Origin of the sequence: Sporofaciens musculi (genome assembly GCF_009830285.1) — a bacterium.
In the GTDB taxonomy this organism is placed as follows: Bacteria; Bacillota; Clostridia; order Lachnospirales; family Lachnospiraceae; genus Sporofaciens; species Sporofaciens musculi.
Genome location: NZ_WUQX01000001.1, coordinates 3,304,765 through 3,324,276, shown reverse-complemented (window position 1 = coordinate 3,324,276; position 19,512 = coordinate 3,304,765). Strand labels below are relative to the sequence as shown.

Genomic DNA, 19,512 nt, shown 5'->3' with positions numbered 1-19,512 from the left:
CTTCATAAATTTCTAAGGAATTTTTTACGAAAAGATAAATAGTATATGTTATGATAAGAGTAGAATACAAATCGGAGAAAGACATGAAGAAAACGAAGAAAACAAGCCGCAGAAAAATTACCAATGTACAGAAGCGTGTACAAAAGAGAAGAAGGATTCAGTACTACCTGCGAATGGGTCTGGTTATCCTGGTTGTATTGCTGATTATCCTTTTACTAATCAAACTTTTTAAGCCTGACTGGCTGGCCGGAAAAAAAGATGAGCCAGAGGCGGAAAAATTTGAAGCAATCGAGCCGGAGATTGATGTGGAGCTGTTGACGGTGAATCCCTATTCAAGACCGGGCGAGCCTACCAGCAAGATTACGGGGATTGTGGTTCATTATACGGCGAATCCAGGGGCGTCTGCAATCGATAACCGGAATTATTTTGAAGGATTAAAGGATACCCATACCACCCAGGCAAGCAGTAACTTCATAATCGGGCTGGAGGGGGAGATTATACAGTGCGTCCCCACCTGGGAGGTGGCGTACGCCTCCAATGAGCGCAATATAGATACCGTATCTATTGAGTGCTGTCATCCCGACGAGACGGGGAAATTCAACGACGATACATATCGGTCCATGGTACAGTTATGCGCATGGCTGTGTATGAAATTTGAGCTGAATGAGGAAAGCCTTATCCGCCATTATGATGTGACCGGAAAGCTCTGTCCTAAGTATTTTGTGGAGAATGAGGAGGCATGGAAGAAGTTTAAGAAGGATGTGGGGACGACCCTGGCGGATTTCTGAGGAAATGAACTATTTCAAAGTAACAGTTCTGCCTGCAACCGCGCACTTGCTGCGCGGTTAGCAGCCAATGAATTGGAGTAGCTGGGAATCCGCCTCTTTGCCGCAGGCAAACTTTAAAATGGGCGGATTCCGTAACAGTGAAGCCGGAAGGCTGAACTGTTACATTCCAAAGAGTAAATATCGATAATTTTCTTGCGAAAGCTTTGGTTTGTTGATATAATACACGAGTATATGTGACAATAATTCCTGCCGCAGAAAAAGAAAATCAGCAGAGATTAGGAGAGAAAACGCGATGAACGATTTGGAGAAGTACAGAGAGCAGTTGGGGCTGTGTGACGATAAAATTATTGACGCCTTGGCAGAGCGCAACTCTGTGATAGAGAAGATAATGTCATATAAGGAAGAATACGGGATGCCGATTTTACAGCCGCAGCAGGAGGAGAAGCAGAAGACGCGTCTTCTGGCAAAGCTTAAAGACAACAAGTATAAGGATGAGATTTTAGACGTTTTTTTAAGTATTTTGAAGAACAGCAAACGGATTCAGGCAAGAAAGCTGTTTGACTATAACATTGTGCTGATTGGTTTTATGGGGGCCGGCAAGTCTACCATTTCCGATTACTTAAGCACCATGTTTGCCATGAAGATTGTGGAGATGGATCAGGTGATTGCAGAGCGTGAGCAGATGAGTATACCGGATATTTTTTCCACTTACGGGGAGGAGTATTTCCGAGACTTGGAGACAGGGCTTCTGATGGAAATGCAGTCCCATAAGAACACCATCATCTCCTGCGGAGGAGGCGCCGCCCTAAGAGAGCGCAATGTGGTGGAGATGAAGAAGAACGGCAGAGTGGTTCTGCTGACAGCAAGTCCTAAGACGGTTTACGACAGAGTGAAGGACAGCGACGACAGACCGGTGCTTAGGGGCAGGAAGAGTATAAAAGGAATCTCAGAGCTGATGGAGCAGCGGCGTGAAAAATATGAGGCGGCTGCGGATATTATAATTAATACGGATAATAAGACGGTGCTTAAGGTGTGTGAAGAACTGGTGCAGCGTCTGATGGAGATGGATGAAAAGAATGTTTGAGATGTTTTTTCCCGATCAATATGTGGCTTCCACATATGTTATTGATTTTGAACAATTATACAAAAAAGGGTACAGGGGGTTAATATTCGATATCGACAATACGCTGGTGCCTCACGGCGCGCCGGCTGACAAGCGGGCTGTGGCATTATTTGCCCGCCTTAAAGAATTAGGTTTTCGGTGCTGTCTGATTTCCAACAATCAGGAGCCGCGGGTTAAGATGTTTAACCAGGACATTAAGGTGGACTATGTCTATGACGCTCATAAGCCCTCCACGAAGAATTATATAAAAGCCATGGAGATTATGGGGACCGACAGAAGTAATTCCCTGTTTATTGGCGACCAGCTTTTCACAGACGTGTGGGGGGCGAAGCGGGCAAAAATCGCCAATATTCTGGTGAAGCCCATTCATCCCAAGGAGGAGATTCAGATTGTACTAAAGCGTTATCTTGAGAGGATTGTGCTGCATTTCTATAAGAAAAGCCTTAGATAATGTTTATATGTGTGCAAGTTTGTGAAGAAAAAAGGTTGAAAAAAGCTGCAATCTATTATAGAATGAGAAAAGATATAAGAATGAAAGTATAAAGCGCTTATTTGGCGCAGCTAAGGAGGAATTATAGAATGGCAGATGCTTATATTGAGAAGGGTACGACTTATGAGATTGACGGAAAAGTGTATGAATGTCTGGAATTTTTACATGTAAAGCCAGGTAAGGGTTCTGCATTTGTCCGCACGAAATTAAAAGATGTAATCAATGGCGGCGTGGTTGAGCGTACGTTCAATCCGTCCAAGGATGTTTTGAAGAAAGCATTTATCGAGAGAAAGGAAGTACAATATCTGTACAATGACGGAGGCTTGTACTACTTCATGGATATGGAGACCTTTGAGCAGACTCCGGTAGGTGCGGATGATGTGGGAGACGCCTTGAAGTTTGTGAAAGAGAATGAAGTGGTTTCCATGAAGTCCTATCAGGGAAAGGTGTTCGCTATTGAGCCGCCGTTTACGGTAGAGCTTTTGATTACAGAGTCTGAGCCGGGCGTGAAGGGGAACACAGCTACGGGCGCGACGAAGCCGGCCATTGTTGAGACGGGCGCACAGGTTATGGTTCCTCTGTTTGTAGAGCAGGGAGAGAAGATCAAGATTGATACCCGTACAGGCCAGTATCTTTCCAGAGCTTAGAATGGTTAAAAATTTTGTCGAAATATGTCATACGAAAAGCCTTGCAATTTAAGCAGGGCTTTTCTATAATAATGTTACCATAATATTTCAATCATTTTCTGATTTGTTCAGAGGCAGATTTCCTGCCAGTTTCCATGAAAAATCAAAGTGTTGCCAGTATACCTTGCGGCGCGCAGGCGCGAAGATAGATGGATGTTAAAAGAGACGTCCAAACAGAAATAAGCTCCTGGAAGGAGGGCCCAAGGAATGAAAGAAAGGAGAGGAATGACATATTTTCAGTTTATTCATGCGGTAGAAGGAAAGGTTAAGGAGAAGGTAGACGGGAATATTTCGGTATACATACATTCCACAGTTAAGAACAATGGAACCAAGAGACATGGGCTGACCATTGCGGAAAAGGGGGGCAATATCTTTCCCACCATCTATCTGGAGGAGTATTATCAGCAGTTTCTCGCAGGAGGCTCTGTGGAAAATATTGCGGGAGATATTCTGAAGATGTACAGGGAGGTACGTTTTAAAAGCAGCTTTGAGGGGGAATTTCTCAGGGATTTTAAGAAGGTTAAGGAGAGGATTGTCTATCATCTGGTAAACCGTAAGGCCAATGAAGATATGCTCTTAGAGGCGCCTTATGACGAATATCTGGATTTGGCTGTGGTATACTATGTGCTGTTGGAGGTGAATTCCTACGGGATGGCGTCGCTTATGATACGGGATGAGCATCTAAAGATGTGGAATGTATCAAAGAAGGAGGTCTCCTGTGAGGCCCAAAGGAATACTGGGAAATTGCTGCCCTATGAGTTCAGAGCCATGAGCGCTCTCCTTAAAGAGCTGCCTGTTAAAGAAGACGGGAGGGGCGAAGCGGATAACAAAGGAAAAGACCTTATGTATGTACTGAGTAACTGCATTCGCAGCTATGGGGCTGCCGTAATCTTGTACGAGAATCAGCTTGACGGGATTGGCGCTTATCTAGCAGAAAACTTTTATGTGCTTCCAAGCAGTATCCATGAGGTGATTGTCGTGCCGGAGAGCGTATCTCCTGGTCGGGAGGCCTTGGATTTTCTTGTGGTGAAGGTCAATGAGACCCAGGTAGACCCAGAGGAGTATCTTTCCAATCATGTCTATTACTATGACCGACAGGAAAGGCGTTTAACTGCCTGAGAGCAGGCTTAAAGGGCGCCCGAAGAAAAAAGTAGAGGAAATGTGAGAAATGTTGTCCTCATTTCCTTTACTTTTTGGGATAAATGTGGTAATATTATTTTTGCAATTTATATGCACCCGTAGCTCAGGGGATAGAGCACCGCCCTCCGGAGGCGGGAGCGGCGGTTCGAATCCGCCCGGGTGTGTATCTTTATTTATAAGTGCAGATGGAGGTAGCCTTATGGAAGGACAAGAAAAGGACTGCCCCAACAGCCGTAGGAGATACAGAAGGGTTATCATATTGATATTCCTGGTAATATCAGTGGCGGTTGTAGGTGCGGCCGGCTCAAGCCTTACCAAAGCGAAAGTCCAGAAAGCACAAAAGAAGATTTCCGACCAGTTATATACGGAGAACTTAAGAAGTGGATTTGCGAAGCTGAATCCACTTAAGATGGAGGAATATCCTAAGATAAGCGGCGCTGTGAAGGATTATTATCGACAGCAGGAAGAAGAAGCCGGCTTTGTGGAGTCCTATGACGACATTTGCGTTTATACAAAGGAAGGAAAGTACCGTGGTACATATGTGGCCTTTGCCAGATATAATATGAAGATTCGGGACGTCTTTACCAAGGTTCCTGGATTGAGTACCGTGTATATCGTGGAGGACGAAGAAGGCGGATATGAAGTCAGCGCTTCGGTGGAAGATGAGAAGGTGAAGTCGTATATCCAGGAGATTGCGGCACATGATGATGTACAAGCGCTTATGGCAGCAACGCAGGACGAATACCAGAGAGCGGTACGGTCGGATGCGTTACTAAAGGAGGCATTGGCAGATTTAGAGAATGCTTACAAGGATGTAGATGCATAGTATCTTTAAGCTGTCTGATGTGAAGGATTACTCTGCCGTATCAGAGAAGGTTTTTAGGGTCAGATCCCTGTGGATTGCAGAGATCTGGCTTTTTTTGTTATAATATTATATCCAGAGGAGGAGAAAAGATGAGGAAAATCATGGATTTGATTGCCAACGAGCTGGCAGCGGCATTTGAGGCAGCGGGATATGACAAGGAATACGCAAAGGTAACGCTGTCCAACCGTCCGGATTTGTGTGAATATCAGTGTAACGGCGCCATGGCAGGGGCTAAGGCTTACCGGAAGGCTCCTATTATGATTGCAAATGATGTTGTGGACAGGCTTAGTGACAGTCAGTGTTTGGCAGAAGTAGCGGCTGTGAAGCCGGGCTTTATTAATATGAAGCTTAAGAATGAATATGTGGCGGATTACTTAAACCAGATGAGTGAGGATAAGGATTTGGGGCTTGAGAGGGCGAAAGCGCCTAAGACCGTTGTAGTAGATTATGGCGGGGCGAATGTGGCGAAGCCGCTCCATGTGGGACATCTGCGATCAGCAATTATCGGTGAAGGGATTAAGAGGCTTGCAAGAAAGATGGGACACCGTGTACTGGGGGATATCCATCTGGGAGACTGGGGATATCAGATGGGGCTGATTATCACAGAGCTTAAGGAGAGAGAGCCCAACCTTCCTTATTTTCAGGAGGACTATAAAGGAGAGTACCCTAAGGAGGCGCCATTTACCATAGGAGGACTGGAGGAAATCTATCCGAAAGCCAGCAGCAGGGCCAAGGAGGATGAGAAATACCGGCAGGATGCCCTTGAGGCCACCCGTCTTCTCCAGAATGGACACAGAGGATACAGGGCTATTTGGCGACATATTATGGATGTGTCTGTGACAGATCTTAAGAAGAATTATGAGAGTCTGAACGTGGAATTTGACTTGTGGAAAGGGGAGTCGGATGCCCAGGCCTATATACCGGACATGATTGAACGCTTGAAGCAGGAGGGCTATGCCCATATCGACGACGGTGCGCTGGTAATTGATGTGCAGCAGGAGTCTGATACCAAGGAGATTCCACCCTGTATGATTCAGAAATCAGACGGCGCCTCTCTCTATGGGACGACAGACCTTGCCACGTTAATCCAGAGAATGGAGGACTATCATCCAGAGCAAATTATCTATCTGGCGGATAAAAGGCAGGACCTTCATTTCCTCCAGGTGTTCCGTGCAGCCAGAAAGACAGGGATTGTGCCTGAGACGACGAAGCTTGAATTCCTGGGCTTTGGCACCATGAACGGAAAGGACGGAAAGCCCTTTAAGACCAGGGAGGGCGGAGTCATGCGTCTGGAGAAGCTCATTGGGGAGATTGTTGAGGAAATGCACAAGAAGATTGCCGAGAACCGTACTGTGGATGCAGATGAGGCGGAGGAAACGGCGAAGCTTGTGGGCATGTCTGCCATTAAATATGGGGATTTGTCTAACCAGGCGGCTAAGGACTATGTGTTTGACGTAGAGCGTTTTACCTCTTTTGAGGGCAATACAGGTCCCTATATTCTGTACACCATTGTGCGGATTAAGTCTATTCTGAATAAATATCAGGCCCAGGGTAAGGAGATTGGCAAGCTTAAGATTGAGCCTGCCCATGATGGGAATGAGAAAGACCTGATGCTGGAGGTTGTGAAATATAATGATGTGATTGAGACCGCCTTTGACGAGCTGGCTCTCCATAAGATTTGCGCATATATCTATGACCTTGCAAACGCATTCAACCGCTTCTACCATGAGACGAAGATTCTTACAGAGGAAGACGAGACCAAACAGAAGGGATATATTGCGCTGCTTGTGCTTACAAAGCGGGTGTTGGAGGCTTGTATAGACGTACTTGGTTTTGAGGCGCCGGAGAGGATGTAAGAGATGACGGAGAAATTATTCTATCAGGACGGTTACAGAAGAGAATTTCAGGCGAAGGTGCTTTCCTGTGAGCCGGATGGCGATATGTACAAAGCAGTATTGGATGGGACGGCATTTTTTCCGGAGGGAGGAGGCCAGTACGGAGACGTGGGATGGCTTGGTGACGCCGAGGTGGTGGATACCAGGGAAAAAGACGGTTTGATTTACCATACGGTGACTTCCCCTCTTGAGGCAGGGAGTGTGGTGACAGGACGGCTTAACTGGGAGGTACGTTTTGACAGGATGCAGCAGCATACAGGCGAGCACATCATATCCGGACTTGTCCACAGCAGATTTGGGTATGACAATGTAGGCTTCCATCTGGGTGAGGATTACTGCACTATGGATTTTAACGGGCCGATTACCAAAGAGGAGTTAAAGGAGATTGAGCTGGAGGCAAACCGTGCGGTGTTCGCCAATCTTAAGGTGGGAATCACTTACCCGACCAAAGAAGAACTGGCGGTGTTAGAGTATCGGAGTAAGATAGAGATTGAGGGACAGGTGCGGATTATTACTGTGCCGGAATATGACGTGTGCGCCTGCTGCGCCCCCCATCTTGGCTCTACCGGAGAAATCGGGCTTATTAAGCTGGTCCATATGATTAACTACAAGGGCGGAGAGCGGATTACCATGGTCTGCGGATTTCGCGCATTGGCAGATTATAATATGAAAGAAGAGAACGGAAAGGCCATCTCCTCCCTTTTAAGTGCGAAGGAGTATGAGGTGGCAGACGCGGTGGCCCGTCTGAAAGAAGAAACAGGAAGCCTTAAGGGAAGGATATCTTCCCTCACCCAGAAAATGCTGACCTATCGGGCTATGGAGATTCCGGTTACAGAGGATGTGGTTGCTGTGTTCGATTCCGGATTGGAGGGAAGCGCGCCCAGAGAGCTGATGAATCTTCTGCTGAACAAGGGAGCAAGGGTCTGCGCCGTTTTTGCAGGAAATGAAGAACAAGGCTTTCGGTATGTAATCGGCAGCAGGGAAAGGGATGTGCGCCCTCTGTGCAGGCGGATAAACGAGGCTTTTGGCGGCAGAGGCGGCGGTAAGCCGGAGATGGTGCAGGGGTCTTTGTGTGGAAATGAGAGAGACATTCGGGAAAATTTGTTTTTTTGATTTAAAGATTTTATCACGGTTCCGTCACATTTTAAACACAATTTGACGGTAAACTACTAATCAGAAAAGCAAAAATGAACCAGAATGAAAGGAGATATCAATATGGATCACCAATATACTTATTACACACCGGGACAGGATAATAATCAGCAGAATAATTCAGAGTACAGACCGCCTCACAAGAAAAAAGGGGCGCCAAAGTGGGTAAAGACCGTGTGCTTCGGTCTGGTGTTCGGAGTGACGGCAAGCGCGGCATTCCAGACAAGCAATATTGTGGCAGGAAAATTCCTGAATAACAAGACTGTGAAGGAGAGTACCAATGATAGCCAGAAGTCGGAGAGCATTGGCAGCGCGAAGCTTACCACCTCCTCTAGCGGCGCCTCCAAGTCAGATGTTGCTGATATTGCACAAAATGCAATGCCATCCGTAGTTTCCATTACGAACATGAGCGTTCAGCAGGTACAGAGCTTCTTTGGAGGAATCCAGGAGAGACAGAGTCAGAGCGCAGGTTCAGGTATCATTATCGGACAGAACGATTCTGAGCTTCTGATTGTGACCAATAACCATGTGGTAGAGGGCAGCGACACCCTGACCGTTTCCTTCATTGACGAAGAAAGCGTTGAGGCGAATATCAAGGGGACGGATGCCAGTCGAGACCTGGCGGTTGTGGCGGTAGACTTAAGTAAGATAAAGGACAGCACCAGAGAGAAGATTGCCGTTGCCACATTAGGTGATTCCGATCAAATACAGGTGGGTGAGGAAGCCATTGCTATTGGAAACGCGCTGGGGTACGGTCAGTCTGTCACCAGAGGGATTATTTCCGCTACAGAAAGACGTATTGAAGGATTTGACAGCAACCTGATTCAGACTGATGCGGCCATCAATCCAGGAAACAGCGGAGGCGCATTGCTGAATAACAAGGGCGAGGTCATTGGGATTAATACGGCCAAGGCTGCCTATGAAGCGGTAGAAGGAATTGGATATGCCATTCCGGTTTCAGAGGCCAGAGATACGATTGAAGGGCTTATGAACCGTGAGACCAGAACCAAGGTTGCAGATGAGGAGAGAGGCTATCTGGGAATTTCAGAGCCTGTAGATGTTACGCAGGAGACTTCTCAGATGTACCGTATGCCCATTGGCGTGTATATCACGGATGTAATCAGAGGAGGCGGAGCCGAGCGCGCTGGGATTACAAAGGGTTCTGTTGTCACAGCTTTGAATGGAACTGCCATTAACAATACCAATACACTTTTAGAGCAGCTTCAGTATTACAAGGCGGGGGAAACGGTGACGGTAACCATTGCCGTTCCAGGAAGCGACGGTGAATACCAAAGCAAAGATGTGGAAGTGACGCTGGGAAAAGGCTCAAATTAAATATAAGAATATAAAAAATAGCTGCCTCATTGAAATTTACGATGGGGCAGCCATTTTTTATATCTGGAATATGGATTATAATTTTTCACCGGTCAGCATCTCATATCCCTGGAGATACTTGTCAATGGTCTTCTGAACAATATCCTCCGGCAGAGTCCAGTCATTGTCTGGATTGGCCTTTAACCAGTCGCGGGCAAACTGCTTGTCAAAAGAAGGCTGTCCGTGTCCCGCCTCGTATCCGTCGGCAGGCCAGAACCGTGAGCTGTCTGGCGTCAGCATCTCGTCGCCAATGACAAGCTCGCCCTTTTCATCCAGTCCGAACTCAAACTTAGTGTCAGCGATAATAATCCCGCGGGTGAGGGCGTAATCCGCACATTTCTTGTAGAGGGCAAGGGTACAGTCACGAAGCTTTGCCGCATATTCTTCGCCCTTTCCTGGGAAATATTTCTCCAGATGGGCAATGCTCTGTTCATAGGAAATGTTCTCGTCGTGGTCGCCAATCTCGGCTTTGGTGGAAGGCGTATAGATTGGCTCTGGAAGCTTGTCAGATTCCTTAAGTCCCTCTGGCAGCCGAATCCCGCATACTGTGCCGTCCTTCTGGTAGCTTGCCCAGCCGCTGCCTGTGATGTAGCCGCGGACAATGCACTCGATGGGAAGCATATTGAGTTTTTTGCACATCATGCTGTTCCCGTTAAATCGAGGGGTCTGGAAGAATTCAGGCATGTCCTTTACATCCGTGGAGAGCATATGATTTGGGAGGATGTCTTTTGTCATGTCAAACCAGAACCTTGACATCTGGGTCAGGACGGTTCCCTTCTTTGTCACATCATTTTTCAGAATCACATCAAAACAACTGATACGGTCTGTGGCAACCATGATTAAGCTGCTGCCATTGTCGTAAATTTCGCGTACTTTTCCTTCTTTGATTGGTTTCATGTAGTCTTCCTCTCTTTGTCATAGTGTTGTAAATAGATTTTACTATTATATAGATAAACAGATTTTTGAAGAAAAATCAATATAAAAATTTATTTTCTTTTATGGTGCAGGGCAAAGAGGAGATGGCGGGGTTACTGTAAGGGGAATCGCAGCTCAACCTCAAACCTCTTTTTTTCCTGTGTGACAGTCATCCTCCCGTCCAACATCCTTATGATTCTGTCTACATTTTTAAGGCCGATATGATTGCTGTCTATCTGAGAAGCTTCGTCCTTAATCAGATTCGTGACAGAAACGATAAAATCGGTATCCTGAAGCTGGCTGGTTACCGTAACCCCATGTTTTTTATCCCCATATTTCAGAATGTTTGAAAAAAGGTTATTAAAAATACGCTTCAGCATAGTCTTATCGCTCTTAAGCACGCCGGTGGTATCGGGCAGCTTTAAGGAGGGAGTGAAGCCTGCCAGACGAATAAAGTCACAGTTTTCTGTCAGGCATTGTCCAATAAAGTCTGAAGAAAGCCAGGTAATCTCAGGCGTTTCGTTTTCCTCCGCCACCAGTGCATATTCAAACATCCGATCCGTCAGCTCTTTGATATCCTCGGCCTTCTTAAGACAGCGGTTAAGATATTCCTCCTGTGTCTGAGGGTTGCGCTTTAGCTTAAGCACCTCCAGATACCCGTTTAGGATGGTGAGAGGCGTCCGAAGATCGTGGGAGAGAGCTGTAATCAGGTCTTGATTGGCTTTGCGGCTCTCCTGCTCCTTCTGGATATTGTCAGATAAGGACTCCCGCAGATGGTTAAGCTCACGGGCAAGAATTCCGATTTCGTTGCCTCCAAAATCAGGAACCATGTGTGTTAAATCCCCTGCAGACATGGTGAGGATTTCATTATTCAGGGCCAGAACCTGCCTCATCTTCTTGTTTAGGAAGAAAAGGATAATACACAGGAATAAAGAGATGGACAAAAACAGGCAGACAAACAGAAGGGGATATATGAACAAAGTCCGTTCGTAGTCATAGATCATGATTTCTGCGGTTCCGTTTGCGAATTCTAAAGGGAAATCCTGTACAAACTCTCCGTCGCCGCCTGTAAGCTGGTAACCAATATTGAAGAAAAAGAGAAATCCGTTGGCTTCCAAGGCGGGGGCATATCTTCCGGCGATATACATTCCATCGTCGAGGTCATAGATATAGATACCTGTGTATTCGCTGACAAGGTCAAAGAAAGGCTGTATTGCCTTCACGCCTTCAGTATCGTCCTCAGATTCTGGAATATTGTAGTTAAGAGCCTCTTTGGCAAGGGTATCCCGAAAACTCTTATCATTTATCTGTGTGTAGAAGAGATTGAGGCCTTCGGCGGTTTCGCAGATGTTCCACTTGTTCATCCACAGCAGTTCAAAGAAGGCAAAAGCAATAATAATGGCAAACAGGATTACGAGGGCAGCCTGAGTGCGAATCTTTAAGTTGTTAAATCCTCTAATCACAGCGATACCCCTTTCCCCAGACGGTCCTTAGAAGCGTTGGATTTTTCGGGTCTTTTTCAATCTTAAGCCGCAGATTGCGAATGTGAACCATGACCGTGTTGTTGGCTCCGTAATAGTAAGGTTCGTTCCACACAGACTCGTAGAGATGCTGTGCGGAAAAAATCTGGCGGCGGTGCTTTACCAGAAGCAGCAGCATGGCATATTCCGTATCCGTCAGCACAAGGGGAATTCCGTCAGAGGTTACCTCCTCTTTTTCTTCGTTTATCATAAGGTGATGGAAGATTAAAGGCTCCTTTGAAAGCTTTGACGTCTGGGGATAAAGGGACGTCTGTGGACTTGAGGCATCCTTCCCGCGGTAGACCTGATAGCGGCGGATTAGTGCCTTGGCACGGCTGATCAGCTCATTGTAGGAAAATGGTTTAGCGAGGTAGTCGTCCCCTCCGCTAGAGAAGCCTAAGGTTTTATCGCTGTCTTTTGTGCGTGCGCTTAAGAACAGAATCGGTGCGTTGCTGTTCTTGCGAATCTCGATACAGGTCTGGTATCCGTTAAGCCCTGGCATCATGATATCAAGGATAATCAGGTCAAAATCCAGTTTTTTCGTAAGATCTAAGGCTTGCTGCCCGTCGCTGGCCTCCTTGATGCAAAATCCCTCTCCTTCCAGCAGGATATGGATAATCTCCCGAATCTCAGGGTTGTCGTCTACGATTAAGATGCGTGATGTTTCCATGTTGTGAGCTCCTTTTTTGAGTAATGTGCCTGTGTGCAAAGCTTTTAGTCTTATATTCTTAGTATAACAGCTTTTTGGAAATCCTTAGAAGTTCTTAAGAATTTTTAAGATTTATTTTTGCCATTTCTTAAGAGATGCCGTGTAAAGTATGTGCATGAAGGGAAAAATATAGAAAATCTTTCAGAAAACCAAATTTTTTTGAAAAACGATGTGACATCAGGGATAACTAGGAGGTATGTAAGATGAGCAGAATAAGTATTGTAATTCCATGTTTTAATGAAGAGGATGCTCTACCGGTATATTATCATGCCATGTGCAGGGTGATGGAAGAAATGTCAGAAGAGGAATTTGAATTAATTTTTGTGGATGACGGATCTTCAGACAGAACCCTTTCTATATTAAAGGAAATGAATGAGACGGACCAACGCTGCCGGTATCTGTCCTTTTCCAGAAATTTCGGAAAAGAGGCGGCAATCTATGCAGGGCTTAAGAATGCAGGCGGCGATTATGTGGCGACGATGGACGTAGATTTGCAGGACCCGCCGGGGCTTCTGCCGGAAATGTTCCGGATTCTTACGGAGGAGGATTACGACAGCGTGGCGACCCGGCGTTCCACCAGGGCGGGAGAGCCTAAGCTTCGCTCCTTCCTGTCAGAGAGCTTTTATAAATTTATCAACCGCATTTCCAAGACGGAGATTGTAAACGGCGCCAGAGACTACCGACTGATGAAACGTAAGATGGTGGAGGCTGTCCTTGGGATGAGCGAATACAACCGTTTCTCCAAGGGTATCTTTGAGTGGGTGGGATTTCGGACCAAATGGCTGGAATTCCAGAATGTAGGACGCTGCGCCGGACAGACGAAATGGTCGGTTAAGAAGTTGTTTACCTATTCTTTGGAGGGAATCACAGGCTTTTCGGTTGCGCCCCTGTCCCTGGCATCGGTAGTGGGAGTTGTTTTCTGTATGCTGTCCTTCTTTATGATTCTGATCATCATTGTGCGGACCTTAATCTGGGGAGATCCGGTGTCCGGCTGGCCGTCCCTGGTGTGTATCATCTTCATGGTCAGCGGAATCCAGCTTTTCTGTACGGGAATCGTAGGGGAATATCTGTCCAAGACCTATCTGGAGACGAAGCACAGACCAATTTTTATCTTGAAGGATTCCAGTGAGGAGAAGGAGGGTGACAGACATGAGGCGGCTTCCGTATAGTTGTTATCTTTTTCTGGCATGCTTAACGTTCGGTTTTTGTTACCTGTTTTGCCTCCGCTATGGAGTGTTTGGGGCAAAGGTTGACTGGATTAGCCAGCATAGTGTGCTGCCGGATTATTTCCGGCGGCAGTTCTATGATACAGGGCAGTTATTTCCGGAATTTGCGGCAAATATTGGGGGCGGACAGAATATTTATCACTTTGGTTACTATGGGCTTTATAATCCCCTGCTGCTTTTCTCCTATCTGCTGCCCTTTGTAAAAATGTCGGATTACATGATGGCAGTTCAGTTTTTGGGGCTTGTGGCCTCGGTTCTTCTGATGTACCGATGGCTTGAGAAAAGAGGCTTTTCTTGGAAAATCTGTGTTGGCATGGCCATTTTATTCCTGCTTGCCGGTCCGGTCATCTTCCATTCTTATAATCAGATAATGTTCATAAATTATATGCCCTTTCTGCTGACGGGCTTGTGGGGAGTGGACCGGTACTTTGAAAAGCAGAAAAGTGGTCTGCTGACGGTCAGCATTTTTCTCATGATTATGACCAGCTTTTACTTTAGTATTGGCGGAATGTTGGTCCTGGTGCTGTATGGGATACACCGTTACCTCATGGTATGTGACGAGGCGGGAGAGAAAGTATCAGTGAAATCGTTTTTGACAGCAGGTTTAAAGTTTTCTCTCTATTTTGTCTTGGCTGTGCTGATGAGTGGAGTTTTGCTGGCGCCCACAGCATTTGCGTTGACGGGACGGGAGGGGGAAGGCGCGGCTGTGGGTTTGGGAGAGCTGCTTTTTCCTAAGGTGTCAATGACGAGGTTTTGTTATTCTCCTTATGGGATTGGCATGACGACCCTTGCCGTGACTGCCGTGATTGCCTTGGTGTTTGGACGGAAATGGTATGAACGGGCCCTGGCGTTAAGCTGCGCTGCGGTTTTGACGGTTCCGGTGTTTGCGTATCTGTTAAACGGGGGCTTGTATGTGCGGGATAAGGTGATGATTCCGTTTCTGCCTCTGTTGTGTTATATTACGGCCTATTATCTGGAAGGGCTTGAGAGCAGAGGAAAAGAGAAAGAGACAGAAGGAATCAGAAGAATTGCCAGGTTAGGCGAGAGCCTTCCCTATATATTGACGATAGTGATGGTCTGTTTGAACCGGCAGCAGGGAGATATTAGAAAATACTGGAAGCTGCTTTTGCTGGACAGTGTATTGATGCTGGTCTGTTTTCTTGTGTTCCGTTTGTGTCAAAGAAGGTCTGTGATATTATTAGCGCCGTCAATTTTGATGCTGCTTGTGTTTGATTATACTTGCCATACCCAGGCGGACAGAGGGCTTAACCGGAAATTTTATGAGGAAATAACGGATTCAGAGATAGGAGAAAAGATCGAGTCGGTAACTGCCAAAGAGGAGGGCGTCTACCGGACAGAGCAGTTAGGAAGTGATAATGAAAATGCGGCGAATCTGAATCGGATCTGGACTATGGGCCAATATGTTTCTTCTGTCTATTCCTCCTCTTACCACGAGGGGTATAGGGAGTTTCGGCAGGAGACCTTTCAGCTAGAAGAACCTTTCCGTAATTTCCTGATGCAGTCTGCGGTACATAATCCAGTGTATCAGCGGTTTATGGGCATAAAGTACGTGGTGTCCAGAGATGAGCTTTTGGATTATGAACCGGTGGAGTATGATCGTGGGAAGAAGGTTTATGAGGATACAAAAGAAAATGGTAAGCAAGGGGATGTGTGGAGGGTGTATGAAAATACCCAGGTCTCTCCAGTGGTATATGGGACGAATCGGGTAATTTCAAAGGAAGATTTTCTAAAGCTTGAGTTTCCCTATCGTCAGTTGGCCCTTCTTGAATATGCCGTAGTGGAGGATGCCGGAGATTTTTCTGAAAACGCCCCTATAGTAAAAGATGTTTTAGCAGAATGGGTCAGTCCGATTGAGATAGACTTGCCCTTGGATATAGCCTCCGACACAGACCAAGAGGTTCAGGTAAATCTGCCTGATCTGCCTGAGAAAGAGAAGGGACAGAGAGTCCTGTTTCTCTGCTTTCAGGTAGAAAACCAGAGAACGTCGAAGGACGTTGCAGTCTGGGTGGAAGGAATACGGAATAAACTGACGGCAAGAAGCCATTTCTATTACAATGATAATACAGTATTTACCTATGGGATTCCGTTGAAGGAGGGGCAGGAAACAGTGGAAATGGTTTTTGGAAAAGGGAGGTATGAGATAAAGGAGTTGGAGGCGTATATAGGGAGACTTCCCTCCTGGGAAGGAGAAAAGGAGTTGGACGACCGATTATATCAGTCTGTTTTTAAGCCAGATTGGGAGAGAACAAAGGGTAATCGGATAGAAGGCAGCATTGATGTTAAGAGAGAGGGGTATGTTATCACCACGATTCCATATGATGAGAATTTTGAGCTTCTGGTGGATGGAGAACCGGTGAGGGCAGAGGAGGTAAACACCGCCTTTCTTGGCTTTCGGATCGGCGCCGGAGTGCATGAGGTAAGGCTTTTATACCATGCGCCTGGTGTGAAGGCGGGAAAGCTTATGTCAATGGCAGGACTGATTATATTCTGCGGCATGATTCTTAGACAGAAAAAGTGTAGGAAAAGCAGACATCTCCCTCCATTCCCCAGGCTTCAAATGTTCGTCTAAGATAATGCCGTCAATGGAAATGCGCTTCAAGGCAACCACACAGCAATGAACAGCCTTCATCATTCTGCGAATCTGCCGCTTCCTGCCCTCGGTAATAGTGATTCTTCCCATGGTTACCGGATGGCAGGGGCGGTTCCTAAAGATTGCTTTCTGAACCTCTGGATGGAGTGTGGGCAGAGTCTCGGATAATACGGAGGCGCCGGTAACGGTAATCTGGCAGGGGAGAGTAGGGGTGTCAGAGCCATTTAACAGAATTCCATTTTGGAGGGTCTTTCGTTTTTTCTGGTCTAAATCACCCAATACCGTGAATTCATAGGTCTTTTTCTTTTGATAAGCAGGGTGTGTCATCTGCTGATTCCATTTTCCATCGTCGGTAATGATGAGCAAGCCTTCGGTCTCTCTATCAAGGCGCCCCACAGGGGAGAGCCTGTCATTGTTAAGCTCTTTGAAATATTCCATAACCGTCGGGAAACGCTGGTCCCTGCGGGCGGTGACACAGCCGAAGGGCTTGTTGAACATATAGTAGTGAAAGGTATTCGGATTTTCTTTTTGCATAGCTTCTCCTATTCGTGGACTGGGTTTACCCTACAACCATAATTGCAATGCCTAAGACTGCAAGAACAACGCCCGTGGCACGGTTCAGTGTGATTGCGCTTGCCTTGTTGGCGAACAGCGCGGCGATTCTGGCCCACAAAAGTGTTGACAGCACACAGAAGGTAAGGCAGAGAATGTCCGGCATCCCGCCGATGGCGAAATGGCTGGCCGCGCCTGTAAACGCTGTGAAGGCCATGATGAACACGCTGGTTCCAACGGCGGTCTTTAACTCGTAGCCAAGGACGCTTGTGAGGATTAAGAGCATCATCATGCCGCCTCCGGCGCCGATAAAGCCGCAGATAAATCCAATCATCACGCCGAAGACGACAGACTGAACAAAGCGTTTGCGCGGATTTACGGCCGCCATGGCCTCCTTGGTGGTCATGACCGGTTTTACGATAAATTTGATTCCAAGAAGGAAGGTCATGAAGACTGAGAAGCTTCCCATAGTCTGGTTTGGTACAAGGCTTGCAATCCAGCTTCCCAACAGTGTGAAGCATAGTACAGAGATCATCATGACGATTCCGTTTCTGATATCCAGATTCTTATTCTTTCCATATGTATAAGCGCTGACGGCGCTGGCAAGGACGTCGCTTGCCAGGGCGATGCCTACGGCTTCATAGGCGGGCATGTTAAGGAATGTGATTAGCATTGGGCTGATGACTGCCGCCGCGCTCATTCCGGCAAATCCAGTCCCAAGTCCCGCGCCGATTCCGGCGATAAAGCAGACAATAAATTTCGTCAACATTCTTGAGCTTCCTCCGTTCTATATAATATGGTTGTAAATTTTAAATAATATGAAAAGGATTGTCAAGTGTTCTGTGCCTTTTTCGACTCTATAAATATTTTTTAATGAAATTTTTAGAAATGGACATTTTGTATGAATTAGGATATAATTATATTCACTGGATAAAATGTATGATTATGGAAAAGGTGGAAATATGAGTGAGAAATATCTAGTTCGTATTATTAAGAATGAATTATTTAATTTTAAAAATGTCGATTATGGCGAGATTCGTTATATGAACTATAGCTCTGTCGAGAAAAAGGCAAAAATTGAAAAAAATGATATTGTTGGTTTATATGGACAGAATGGTTCTGGCAAAACTGCATTAGTCGAGGCGTTGGCTATATTAAAATATATTCTTGCAGGGAAGGAGATTCCATACCAGCCATATGAGGGGCTGTTGTCTTCCCAACGCAGTACTAAGATTGTTACAGTTTTTTATATTGAACATGGGCAGAACCAATATAAGGCACAATATGAGGTGGAGTTATGTGCGGATAACATAGAACAGAAAATTAATCTTATTTCAGAAAAACTAATTTACTGGCAAAGAGGCGCAACATGGAAGACTCAGAGAGACTTGGAGTTTCGTAATCCTTATTATGATACCAGTTCCATTTTGGATGATATACCGGTTTCTTTTCGCTCGGAAAATTTTAAGGGGCTTAAAGATGATATCATAACAAAAAGACTGCGGAATCTAGCAGTATATTGCGCTCAGAAGAAGCTTTCGGTTTTTTTTAATCGTTTAATGCTGTATAAGTTAGCCGATGGAGACCCGACGTTACGCAATGTTATGTGGGGATTAGCGGATTTCGGAAGTCTGTATTTTCAGGTTGTGAAGGTAAACCAACTTGCAGATATTAACAGGAATACCATTTTACCGGTAAATGTGCATACAGAAAATAACAGCCTTGTAATGCAAGAATGCCTTCCTCTTGTGATGGGAGGGCAGGGGAAAATCTCCGAAAATATGTATATGCAGTTAAAAGAAGCAGTTCGCGGGATTAATATTGCTCTGAAAGCCATTATTCCTGATTTGAGTATAGAACTGCGTCCTGTCAACGAGGAACCGGACAAAGAAGGAAATAAAGAGATTAGGGTAGAAGTATATTCTGTTCGAAGTGGTAAGGAATTCTTAACCAGATATGAATCAGAAGGGATTAAAAGAATTATATCTCTTTTGAGTTATCTTATTTCATTATATAATTATCCTGAAATCTGTCTGGTAGTCGATGAATTAGATTCAGGCATTTTTGAGTATCTGTTGGGGGAAATCTTAGGTGTTTTGAATGAAGAAGCAAAGGGGCAGCTAATATTTACATCCCATAATCTGCGAGCTTTTGAAAAGTTAAATATTAAGAATATTGTTTGTACCACAACCAATCCTGAAAATAGATATATTCGGCTGGTAGGGAAAGAGAAGAATCATAATCCGAGAGACTTTTATATCAGGACGATTACGATAGGGGGACAGAAAGAAGAATTATATGATGAGGCTGATCTGCAGTCGATTGGGTATGCTTTCCGCAGGGCGTGTGATATAAAGAAACCAGAAATGAAGCTGCATTTTTCAGATAATTTCAGAAAAAAATTAGAAGGAAGCGCCGTTGAAGCAGAGAGGAATTATTCGGAATTGAATCCGTATAGGCTGTAGG

The 19,512-nt window shown here is 45.7% G+C and carries 17 protein-coding genes and 1 tRNA gene; 13 read left to right on the top strand and 5 right to left on the bottom strand.

From position 1 onward, the window contains the following. Positions 1-83: 83 nt before the first annotated feature. From GN277_RS16755 to GN277_RS16710, 10 genes are all read left to right on the top strand, one after another. Entirely contained in the window at positions 84-788 is a 705-nt protein-coding gene (locus tag GN277_RS16755; protein ID WP_159752008.1) for a peptidoglycan recognition protein family protein, read from the top strand. A gap of 292 nt (positions 789-1,080) precedes the next feature. Then, positions 1,081-1,872, top strand: coding sequence for a shikimate kinase (locus tag GN277_RS16750; RefSeq protein ID WP_159752007.1), 792 nt, complete (start codon positions 1,081-1,083; stop codon positions 1,870-1,872). Next, complete coding sequence (locus GN277_RS16745) at positions 1,865-2,362, top strand: YqeG family HAD IIIA-type phosphatase (RefSeq protein WP_159756872.1); 498 nt, start codon at positions 1,865-1,867, stop codon at positions 2,360-2,362. Before GN277_RS16750 ends, GN277_RS16745 begins: the two co-directional genes overlap by 8 nt. A gap of 128 nt (positions 2,363-2,490) precedes the next feature. Further along, complete coding sequence (gene efp / locus GN277_RS16740; protein ID WP_159752006.1) at positions 2,491-3,048, top strand: elongation factor P; 558 nt, start codon at positions 2,491-2,493, stop codon at positions 3,046-3,048. A gap of 246 nt (positions 3,049-3,294) precedes the next feature. Continuing rightward, positions 3,295-4,206, top strand: coding sequence for a DUF5688 family protein (locus tag GN277_RS16735; protein WP_244324750.1), 912 nt, complete (start codon positions 3,295-3,297; stop codon positions 4,204-4,206). A 113-nt stretch (positions 4,207-4,319) separates the two neighbouring features. Further along, positions 4,320-4,391, top strand: a tRNA-Arg gene (locus tag GN277_RS16730). Between the two features lie 35 nt (positions 4,392-4,426). After that, positions 4,427-5,053 carry a hypothetical protein gene (locus GN277_RS16725; RefSeq protein ID WP_159752005.1) on the top strand — a complete coding sequence of 209 codons (627 nt, stop codon included), beginning with the start codon at positions 4,427-4,429 and terminating at the stop codon, positions 5,051-5,053. 128 nt (positions 5,054-5,181) lie between these two features. Then, entirely contained in the window at positions 5,182-6,948 is a 1,767-nt protein-coding gene (argS, locus tag GN277_RS16720; protein WP_159752004.1) for an arginine--tRNA ligase, read from the top strand. A 3-nt stretch (positions 6,949-6,951) separates the two neighbouring features. Next, the gene (locus GN277_RS16715; RefSeq protein ID WP_159752003.1) at positions 6,952-8,100 is read left to right on the top strand and encodes an alanyl-tRNA editing protein; all 1,149 of its coding nucleotides are present in this window, start codon (positions 6,952-6,954) and stop codon (positions 8,098-8,100) included. A 102-nt stretch (positions 8,101-8,202) separates the two neighbouring features. Continuing rightward, a complete protein-coding gene (locus tag GN277_RS16710) occupies positions 8,203-9,474 on the top strand; it encodes a S1C family serine protease (protein WP_159752002.1) in 1,272 nt (423 codons plus the stop codon). Between the two features lie 75 nt (positions 9,475-9,549). Here the strand turns inward: GN277_RS16710 and GN277_RS16705 are convergent, their stop codons facing one another. The 3 genes from GN277_RS16705 to GN277_RS16695 all read right to left on the bottom strand — a co-directional run bounded on the left by GN277_RS16705 (position 9,550) and on the right by GN277_RS16695 (position 12,618). After that, positions 9,550-10,410 (bottom strand): phosphoribosylaminoimidazolesuccinocarboxamide synthase, encoded by an 861-nt coding sequence (locus GN277_RS16705; RefSeq protein WP_159752001.1) that lies wholly within the window; start codon positions 10,408-10,410, stop codon positions 9,550-9,552. A 131-nt stretch (positions 10,411-10,541) separates the two neighbouring features. Then, entirely contained in the window at positions 10,542-11,891 is a 1,350-nt protein-coding gene (locus GN277_RS16700) for a HAMP domain-containing sensor histidine kinase (RefSeq protein WP_244324749.1), read from the bottom strand. Beyond that, positions 11,884-12,618 carry a response regulator transcription factor gene (locus GN277_RS16695; protein WP_159752000.1) on the bottom strand — a complete coding sequence of 245 codons (735 nt, stop codon included), beginning with the start codon at positions 12,616-12,618 and terminating at the stop codon, positions 11,884-11,886. Before GN277_RS16695 ends, GN277_RS16700 begins: the two co-directional genes overlap by 8 nt. A 242-nt stretch (positions 12,619-12,860) precedes the next feature. On the opposite strand from GN277_RS16695, the gene GN277_RS16690 reads away from it, so the two are divergent. Further along, positions 12,861-13,826 carry a glycosyltransferase family 2 protein gene (locus tag GN277_RS16690; RefSeq protein WP_159751999.1) on the top strand — a complete coding sequence of 322 codons (966 nt, stop codon included), beginning with the start codon at positions 12,861-12,863 and terminating at the stop codon, positions 13,824-13,826. Next, positions 13,807-16,473: a YfhO family protein gene (locus GN277_RS16685; protein WP_159751998.1), complete on the top strand. Its 2,667-nt coding sequence runs from the start codon at positions 13,807-13,809 to the stop codon at positions 16,471-16,473. Before GN277_RS16690 ends, GN277_RS16685 begins: the two co-directional genes overlap by 20 nt. Here the strand turns inward: GN277_RS16685 and GN277_RS16680 are convergent. Both GN277_RS16680 and GN277_RS16675 read right to left on the bottom strand, forming a co-directional pair. After that, positions 16,369-17,028, bottom strand: coding sequence for a pseudouridine synthase (locus tag GN277_RS16680; protein WP_244324748.1), 660 nt, complete (start codon positions 17,026-17,028; stop codon positions 16,369-16,371). The two genes, GN277_RS16685 and GN277_RS16680, sit on opposite strands and share 105 nt — an antisense overlap. 25 nt (positions 17,029-17,053) lie before the next feature. Next, a complete protein-coding gene (locus GN277_RS16675) occupies positions 17,054-17,815 on the bottom strand; it encodes a sulfite exporter TauE/SafE family protein (protein WP_159751997.1) in 762 nt (253 codons plus the stop codon). Positions 17,816-18,008: 193 nt separating this feature from the next. Here GN277_RS16675 and GN277_RS16670 point away from each other — a divergent pair, with 193 nt between their 5' ends. After that, entirely contained in the window at positions 18,009-19,511 is a 1,503-nt protein-coding gene (locus GN277_RS16670; protein ID WP_159751996.1) for an ATP-binding protein, read from the top strand. The last annotated feature ends 1 nt before the right edge of the window (position 19,512 follow it).

Excerpts from the sequence above, each read along its gene's own strand:
- GN277_RS16715 (WP_159752003.1), top strand. The coding sequence starts at position 6,952 with ATGACGGAGAAATTATTCTATCAGGACGGTTACAGAAGAGAATTTCAG.
- GN277_RS16705 (WP_159752001.1), bottom strand. The coding sequence starts at position 10,410 with ATGAAACCAATCAAAGAAGGAAAAGTACGCGAAATTTACGACAATGGC.
- GN277_RS16670 (WP_159751996.1), top strand. The coding sequence starts at position 18,009 with ATGAGTGAGAAATATCTAGTTCGTATTATTAAGAATGAATTATTTAAT.
- GN277_RS16750 (WP_159752007.1), top strand. The coding sequence starts at position 1,081 with ATGAACGATTTGGAGAAGTACAGAGAGCAGTTGGGGCTGTGTGACGAT.
- GN277_RS16745 (WP_159756872.1), top strand. The coding sequence starts at position 1,865 with ATGTTTGAGATGTTTTTTCCCGATCAATATGTGGCTTCCACATATGTT.
- GN277_RS16755 (WP_159752008.1), top strand. The coding sequence starts at position 84 with ATGAAGAAAACGAAGAAAACAAGCCGCAGAAAAATTACCAATGTACAG.
- GN277_RS16680 (WP_244324748.1), bottom strand. The coding sequence starts at position 17,028 with ATGCAAAAAGAAAATCCGAATACCTTTCACTACTATATGTTCAACAAG.
- GN277_RS16710 (WP_159752002.1), top strand. The coding sequence starts at position 8,203 with ATGGATCACCAATATACTTATTACACACCGGGACAGGATAATAATCAG.
- GN277_RS16675 (WP_159751997.1), bottom strand. The coding sequence starts at position 17,815 with ATGTTGACGAAATTTATTGTCTGCTTTATCGCCGGAATCGGCGCGGGA.
- efp (WP_159752006.1), top strand. The coding sequence starts at position 2,491 with ATGGCAGATGCTTATATTGAGAAGGGTACGACTTATGAGATTGACGGA.
- GN277_RS16690 (WP_159751999.1), top strand. The coding sequence starts at position 12,861 with ATGAGCAGAATAAGTATTGTAATTCCATGTTTTAATGAAGAGGATGCT.
- GN277_RS16735 (WP_244324750.1), top strand. The coding sequence starts at position 3,295 with ATGAAAGAAAGGAGAGGAATGACATATTTTCAGTTTATTCATGCGGTA.
- GN277_RS16725 (WP_159752005.1), top strand. The coding sequence starts at position 4,427 with ATGGAAGGACAAGAAAAGGACTGCCCCAACAGCCGTAGGAGATACAGA.
- GN277_RS16685 (WP_159751998.1), top strand. The coding sequence starts at position 13,807 with ATGAGGCGGCTTCCGTATAGTTGTTATCTTTTTCTGGCATGCTTAACG.
- argS (WP_159752004.1), top strand. The coding sequence starts at position 5,182 with ATGAGGAAAATCATGGATTTGATTGCCAACGAGCTGGCAGCGGCATTT.
- GN277_RS16695 (WP_159752000.1), bottom strand. The coding sequence starts at position 12,618 with ATGGAAACATCACGCATCTTAATCGTAGACGACAACCCTGAGATTCGG.